At 75.2% G+C, this 6,532-nt stretch carries 9 protein-coding genes; 7 read left to right on the top strand and 2 right to left on the bottom strand.

The genetic code is table 11. From position 1 onward, the window contains the following. The first annotated feature begins 73 nt into the window (after positions 1-73). Entirely contained in the window at positions 74-706 is a 633-nt protein-coding gene (locus HZS56_RS09625; RefSeq protein WP_216720293.1) for a bifunctional 4-hydroxy-2-oxoglutarate aldolase/2-dehydro-3-deoxy-phosphogluconate aldolase, read from the top strand. Positions 707-845: 139 nt separating this feature from the next. Then, positions 846-1,850 carry a sugar kinase gene (locus HZS56_RS09620; RefSeq protein WP_216720292.1) on the top strand — a complete coding sequence of 335 codons (1,005 nt, stop codon included), beginning with the start codon at positions 846-848 and terminating at the stop codon, positions 1,848-1,850. Positions 1,851-1,891: 41 nt separating this feature from the next. Here HZS56_RS09620 and HZS56_RS09615 read toward each other — a convergent pair whose 3' ends face one another. After that, on the bottom strand, positions 1,892-2,317 hold the full coding sequence (locus tag HZS56_RS09615) for a hypothetical protein (protein WP_216720291.1): 426 nt from the start codon (positions 2,315-2,317) through the stop codon (positions 1,892-1,894). 303 nt (positions 2,318-2,620) lie between these two features. Between HZS56_RS09615 and HZS56_RS09610 the strand changes: the two genes are divergently transcribed. Together HZS56_RS09610 and HZS56_RS09605 are read left to right on the top strand one after the other, a co-directional pair. Next, on the top strand, positions 2,621-3,130 hold the full coding sequence (locus HZS56_RS09610; protein WP_216720299.1) for a DUF2269 domain-containing protein: 510 nt from the start codon (positions 2,621-2,623) through the stop codon (positions 3,128-3,130). A 146-nt stretch (positions 3,131-3,276) separates the two neighbouring features. Continuing rightward, a complete protein-coding gene (locus HZS56_RS09605; RefSeq protein WP_216720290.1) occupies positions 3,277-4,293 on the top strand; it encodes a zinc-binding dehydrogenase in 1,017 nt (338 codons plus the stop codon). Here the strand turns inward: HZS56_RS09605 and HZS56_RS09600 are convergent. After that, the gene (locus HZS56_RS09600; protein ID WP_216720289.1) at positions 4,265-5,083 is read right to left on the bottom strand and encodes a thioesterase family protein; all 819 of its coding nucleotides are present in this window, start codon (positions 5,081-5,083) and stop codon (positions 4,265-4,267) included. The genes HZS56_RS09605 and HZS56_RS09600 overlap by 29 nt on opposite strands. A 231-nt stretch (positions 5,084-5,314) precedes the next feature. On the opposite strand from HZS56_RS09600, the gene HZS56_RS09595 reads away from it, so the two are divergent. Genes HZS56_RS09595 through HZS56_RS09585 form a run of 3 tightly spaced genes read left to right on the top strand, consistent with a single transcriptional unit; the run spans position 5,315 to position 6,366 of the window. Then, positions 5,315-5,542, top strand: a complete 228-nt coding sequence (locus HZS56_RS09595) for a hypervirulence associated TUDOR domain-containing protein (RefSeq protein WP_216720288.1) — start codon at positions 5,315-5,317, stop codon at positions 5,540-5,542. A 22-nt stretch (positions 5,543-5,564) separates the two neighbouring features. Next, positions 5,565-5,906 carry a DUF3140 domain-containing protein gene (locus HZS56_RS09590; protein WP_216720287.1) on the top strand — a complete coding sequence of 114 codons (342 nt, stop codon included), beginning with the start codon at positions 5,565-5,567 and terminating at the stop codon, positions 5,904-5,906. Continuing rightward, complete coding sequence (locus HZS56_RS09585; RefSeq protein WP_216720286.1) at positions 5,899-6,366, top strand: hypothetical protein; 468 nt, start codon at positions 5,899-5,901, stop codon at positions 6,364-6,366. Before HZS56_RS09590 ends, HZS56_RS09585 begins: the two co-directional genes overlap by 8 nt. Positions 6,367-6,532 lie beyond the last annotated feature (166 nt).

Here is a 6,532-nt window from a genome sequence, read left to right as displayed (position 1 = left end):
GCCCCGACCCGGGAGACCGCCCCCCCGACCTGAGCAACCCGACCCGCACCGACCCGAGAAGGAGACTCACCCCGTGGATCTGCGAGCCGCCCTGGCCGCGCACCGCCTCGTCGCCATCGTGCGCGGGACCGACCCCGACGCCGCGCTGCGCACCGTACTCACCCTGGCCGACGAGGGCGTGGAACTCGTCGAGGTGTCACTGACCGGCGCCGACGCCCTCGAAGTCGTCGCCCGGGCCAGGGCCGCCCTCGGACCGGGACGGCCACTGGGCGCCGGCACGATCCTCACCGCCGACGACGCCCGGGCCGCCCACCGGGCGGGCGCCGACTTCGCCGTCACCCCGGGCCTCGGCGAGGGCGTCCGGGAGGCACGCGCACTCGGCATGCCCGTCCTGGCGGGGGTCATGACCCCCACCGACGTCATCGCGGCACGCACGCTCGGCGCCACCGCCCTCAAGATCTTCCCGGCGGCACAGGCCGGTGGGCCCGCCTACGTGAAGGCCCTGCGCGGACCGTTCCCCGACGAACCCCTCGTGCCGGTGGGCGGTGTCGACGAGGCGGCGGCCCGCGCCCACCTGGCGGCCGGCGCCACCGCGGTCGGCGTCGGCTCCCCGCTCGTCGGCGACGCCGCCGACGGCGGCGACCTCGACGCCCTGCGCACCCGTGCCCGCGCCTTCCGCGCCGCCGTAAGGGAGGCCCGGTCATGAGCCGGCCGCACGGCGGCCGGTACCCCGCCGCCCCCGCCCTCGCCTCCGTGCGCGCCTCCACCTCCGTGCCCGCCCTCGCCCCCGTGCCCGCGGTCGCAGCACGCCCCGGCCCTTCGGCCGGGCCTACGGGAGGGCGGGCATGAGCGCGGAGCGCGGGTGGCGCCCGCCGCGCGGCCCGGTGGTCTGCGTGGGGGAGACCATGGCCGCGATGTCACCGTTTCCGCCCGACGAGCTCGACTCCGCGGAGTCGTTGCGGCTGTCGGTGGCGGGCGCCGAGTCGAACGTCGCCATGTACCTCGCCGACCTGGGACTGCCCGTCTCCTGGCTCTCGGCCGTCGGCGACGACGCGCTCGGCCGTCGGGTGCTGGCGGCCGTCGGCAGGGCCGGGGTGGACGTGTCCGGCGTGCGCACCGACCCGCAACGGCCCACCGGCCTGCTGCTCAAGGACCCCGGACCCGACGGCACCCGTGTGCACTACTACCGGAAGGGCTCCGCGGCCTCGGCCCTCGGCCCCGGCGTCCTCGACGACGCACGGCTCGGCGCCGCCGCCCTGCTGCACCTGACCGGGGTGACCCCCGCCCTGTCCCCGTCCTGCGCGGCCCTGGTGGAACGGGCGCTGCACACGCCGCCGCACGAGCGCACCCACGCGGTCAGCTTCGACGTCAACCACCGTCCCGCGCTGTGGCCGCCGGACACGGCGCCCTCGGTCCTGCGGGACCTGGCCGACCGCGCCGACGTCACCTTCGTCGGCCTCGACGAGGCACAGGGCCTGTGGGGCGCCGGTCTGGCTCCCGCCGACGTCCGCCGGCTGCTGAGCGGACCGCGGGTCCTCGTCGTCAAGGACGGCGGGCGCAGCGCCACCGCCTTCACCGAGGAGAGCGTGTGCACGGTGCCCGCGCCGGCCGTCGACGTGGTGGAGCCCGTCGGCGCGGGCGACGCGTTCGCCGCCGGATTCCTCGCCGGACTGTGGCGGGGCCCCGGCCTGACCGGTGCGCTGCGCCTCGGCCACCTCACGGCGGCGTCCGCACTCGGAGTGGTGGGCGACCACGGGCCCCTGCCCGACGAGGACACGATCACGGCGCTGCTGGCCCGCACGGACGACGACTGGAACTCACTCGCCGGTGCTTCCCCAGGGCCTGTCTGAACCTGGCGCCGGCCGCCCGGCGCGGCCCGGACCGACGTCGGTCACCGGCACCGGCGCTGGATCCCGTCGACGACGAACCCGATCCCGATGCCCAGCATCCAGGTGTCCTTCGCGAGCGCGGTGCCCTCCTGCGTGGGACGCAGGCTGCCCTCCTCCCGCATACCGGGAGTGCGCAGGTACAGGCCCACGAGACCGGCCGAGAACGCCGTCAGACCCACGCCCGCGAGGGCCGTCGGAACCACCGGCAGCAGGAGCGCGGCTCCGAGTGCGATCTCACCCGCGGAGAGCAGCCGGATGAACTTCTGGGACTCGAGTTTCCCGAGGAAGGGATAGGTGTTCTTCGCCATCCCGTGCATGGCCGCGGCGGTCTGCTCGTCGGCCCCGCGCTTGGCGAGACCGGAGTTGAGGATGAAGGCCCCGGTGGCCAGTCGCGGGGCGACGTGCCTGAGTTCGACGGGCAGACGCATGGGGACTCCTAGCGGCGTTTCCTCGGATCACCGGTCGGTACCGGTCGGCACCGGTCACGCTAGGACGCACGGTGCCCGCCCGCCCGGTGGGCGGCCCCGCGCTGCTCCGACCGGGGCACGGCGTCACCCGCCGAGTACGCCCGGGCCGGTACGCGGGGTTACTCCCGCCGACGGACGTCTTCGCCGCCGTTTCCCGGCAGCGTGGTCCGGGTGAAGAAACTCAGCGGTCGACTCAGCGGTCAACTCAGTGGTGAACTCGGCGGTCGGCTCGGCCGTCAACTCAGCCGTCCCGCACGCCGGGGCCTGCTCGTCGTCCACGTCGTCGCCTCCGCCGGCTGGCTGGGGCTCACGCTCGGGCTGCTGGCGCTCGGCGTGACCGCGGCCTCCACGGCCTCCCCGGCGGCGGTGGAGGCCGCCGTCCGCTCCATGAAGCTGTTCGCCGACTGGCTGCTGCTCCCGCTCGCGCTGCTCACCCTGACGAGCGGTCTGGTGCTCGCCCTTGGCACGCACTGGGGTCTGGCCCGGCACCGCTGGGTGTTCACGAAGTTCTGGCTGACGCTGGCCACGACCGCCGCCACGGTCTTCGCGCTGCGCCCCGGCGTCAACTCCGCGGTCACGGCGGTGGCCGCGGGCGGGGCCCTGCCCGACGCCGGGGACGTACTGTTCGGGCCGGTCGTCTCGCTGTCCGCCTACGTCTTCATGACGGCGGTCTCGGTCCTCAAGCCCTGGGGGCCGACGCGCCGCGGACGCAGGGTGCGGGCCGCGCGTACGACGGGCGCCCGTCCCGGCCTGTCGCGCTCGGGCACAGGCTGAATGCGCGGCCCGGCGGCGAGGCTTCCCCCACGCACACTGCGGACGGCCAGTGCGCGCAGCCGCAGTGCGCCGCCCCACACTGCGCACGCCGGGATACGCACCGCCCGCGGCTGCGCCGGTACCGGCCGCTTCCTAGCATGAGGTCCATGACCGCCACAGTCCCCGACCTGATGCGAGCGGCGTACATCGACTCCGTCGGCCCCGCCGACCGCATCCGCCACGGCGAGCTGCCCGTACCGCCGGTCGGGCCCACGGACGTGCTGGTCCGGGTCGCGGCCGTGGCGGTCGACCCCGTCGACACCTTCGTGAGGTCCGGGGCCTACGCCACCCCGCTGCCCTTCCCCTTCGTCGTCGGCCGTGACCTGGTGGGCGAGGTCGCCGCGGCCGGGCCCGGCGCGGCGGGCTTCGCCCCGGGACAGCGGGTGTGGTGCAACAGTCTGGGCCACGCGGGCCGGCAGGGATCCTTCGCCGAGTACGCGACGGTCGCCGCCGAACGGCTCTACGCCGCACCGCCCGGTCTCGCCGACCACGACCTCGTGGCCGCCGCGCACCCGGCGGCCTCGGCCTGGCTGGCGCTGCTGCGCCACGGCCGGCTGCGGGCGGGGGAGACCGTGTACGTCGGCGGCGGCGCAGGCAACGTGGGCGGCGCCGCCGTCGCCCTCGCCTCCCGGGCCGGAGCCCGCGTCGTCACCACCGCCCGGCAGGAGGACGCCGACCGGCTGCTCGCCCTGGGCGCGGCCGAGGTGCTCGACTACAGGGCCTCCGACCTCGCGGAACAGCTGCGCCGGGCGGCCCCCGAGGGCTACGACGTGCACCTCGACACCTCCGGGCACGGCGTGCTCGCCGACGCCGTGGACCTGCTGGCCCACGGCGGGCGCCTGGTCGCGATGGTCGGACTCGGCAACGGGGCCGCCGAACTCCCGCTCGGTCTGCTCTACACCCGCGACGCGAGCATCGTGGGCTTCGCCATCAGCAACGCCACGACCGCCGACCTCGCGGCGGCGGCCGACGGCGTCGTCGGCGTGCTCCGGGACACGCCGTGGCGCCCGCGCATCGCCGGCCGGCTGCCCCTGTCGCTGACGGCCGAGGCCCACCGCAGGCTGGAGGCCGGCGGGGTACGCGGCCGCCTCGTCCTCACACCCGGGGCTGCGGACGCACCGTGAGCATCTGCTGGGCGTGACCCACGGGGCCGTCCACGTCGTGCAGCACGGTGCTGGTGATGCCCTGGCCGGTCGGCCCGAAGACGACGGTGGTGTCGAGGCCGGTCCAGCGGCCCCGCGGCGCGCGGTGCAGGTGCAGCGTCAGGTCGACGTTCGGGAACATCCACTCCCGCGGCGACTGCCGCACCGCGATGCCGTTGGCCGTGTCGACCAGCGCGACGTAGGAGGCCAGCGGGCTCGCGTCCTCCCCGGCGACCAGGTCGAGGCCGGTGGAGACCCAGGCGGTGGTGCGGCCGGGGGAGGGCGGCGCGAGCGGGCGTACGTCCAGGGAGGCGATGTATCCGCCCGGCCACTCGGTGTCCATCGGCCAGCGTCCGAGCGTGTCCGGTGCGGCGAGCCGGTCGGCGCCGCCGCCGGCGACGGCGCCCGTGTCGACGTCGGCCAGCAGCCAGGCCCTGGCCCGGGCCACCGACCGGTCCGCTATCAGCACGGTCGCCTCGACCAGCTCGATCGTGCGTCCCGGCCGGACGGTCTCCACCCGTATCTCGCACTCGTCCAGCGCCGGGCGGCCCAGGATGTCGAAGCTGACCCGGCTCAGCGACATGTCCGCACCCGCACGCCCCGCCAGGTGCCGGTCGACGGCGTGCACGATGAGGCCGCCGAGCGGACTGAAGTGCTGTTCGTCCGCGCTCCACGCCCCGCTCGCGTGCGGCGTGGGCTTGTAGCGGTGCTCGTCGATCCGCTCGTAGTAGCTGTCAGGGGTCGGGGCCGGGGTCGGTGTGCTGCTGCTCAACGGGCTGCTCCTGGGACGGCGACGGTGACGGCGATACGGACGGCGATAGGGACGGCGACGATGGCGGCGATACGGACGGCGGTGAGGACGGCGGCGGCCCGGGCGCGGCGGTGCCGGGGCCGCGACCAGGATAGTTCGGCGGTGTTTCGGCCCGCCGCCGAGTGGTGGGCGCCCGGCTGGGCACCCGGACGACGCCGGAAACCACGGGGACGCAGGTGAAGGAGTACGGCGATGGCGAAGAACCGCGACGGCGGCGAGAACCTGCGCAAGGGCGACAAGGTCACCTGGAGCAGCCACGGCTCCCGCACCGAGGGCGAGGTGGAGAAGAAGATCACCGAACGCACCGAGGCGGCCGGCCGCACCGTGGACGCCTCCCCGGACGATCCGCAGTACCAGGTCCGCAGCGACAGGTCCGGCAGGCCGGCGGTGCACAAGCCGTCCGCGCTGAAGAAGAAGTGAGCCGAAGAGGAAGCGGGGTGCCATGGACGGCGACGAGCAGAAGGAGACCCGGGACGAGTTCCGCGAGCTGGTGAACATGACACCGGCCGCACTGGAGACCTGGCTCGACAGCGACGAGTCGCGGGACGCCGGTCACCACAAGGACGGGGGCGAGTCCGTGGGTCACGCGTCCGGCCGGCGGATCGTCGGGATCCTGCGGAAGAAGAAGGCCGACCTCACGGACGACGACTACGAGCACATGCGCAAGGTCGTCGGCTACGTCCACCGGCACCTGGCCCAGCGCCCGGCGGGCGACGTCGGGGACACCCGGTGGCGGTACTCGCTGATGAACTGGGGCCACGACCCGCTGGGCCACCATGGATGACGACGGACACCGGCGCCCCGAGGGCGTCAGCGACGAGACGGTCGAGGCCCTCGGGTCCCTGTCCAAGGCGCTGGAGACGACGGAGTGCGCCCGCGGGCACCTCTTCGCCTTCCACCAGCTCACCGGCTCGGCGGACTTCGAACTCGACCGCGCCGTCGAACTGCTGCGGGCCGCCGGGCACCCGGAGTGGGCGGAGCGCGTCCGCACGGAGATCCTCGGCCGCAACGTCATCCCCGGCCACTGGACGTTCCAGATCGTCGAGGCCTACGACCGGACCTACTACCAGCCGTTCAGGGACCTGGAGCGCGCGGCCGTGGAAGGCCTGGCCGGAGGGCGCGACCACTTGTACGAGGCGGAGCTGAAGGAGGTCCGGCGGACCCGCGGCCACCCGGACCACACCTCCCGGCCCGGCCGTCCCGGCCGCACCGACACCCGCACGCCGGGCGGTCCCGCCGGCTGAAGCGCCCGAGCCGCGCGGCGTACCGGGCGCTTACCGGGCGTACGGCATGCCGACGGAGCGGCCGGAGCGGCCGGAGCGGCTGGTGTGGCTGGTGTGGCTGGTGTGGCCGGAGCGGCAGGATCGGCCGGTGCGGTCGCGCCCCGGCTCGGGCCGACCCTTCTATACG

Origin of the sequence: Streptomyces mayonensis (assembly GCF_018982965.1) — a bacterium.
In the GTDB taxonomy this organism is placed as follows: Bacteria; Actinomycetota; Actinomycetes; order Streptomycetales; family Streptomycetaceae; genus Streptomyces; species Streptomyces mayonensis.
The sequence above is the reverse complement of the archived record's forward strand: the minus strand, read 5'-3'. Positions and strand labels throughout refer to the sequence as shown.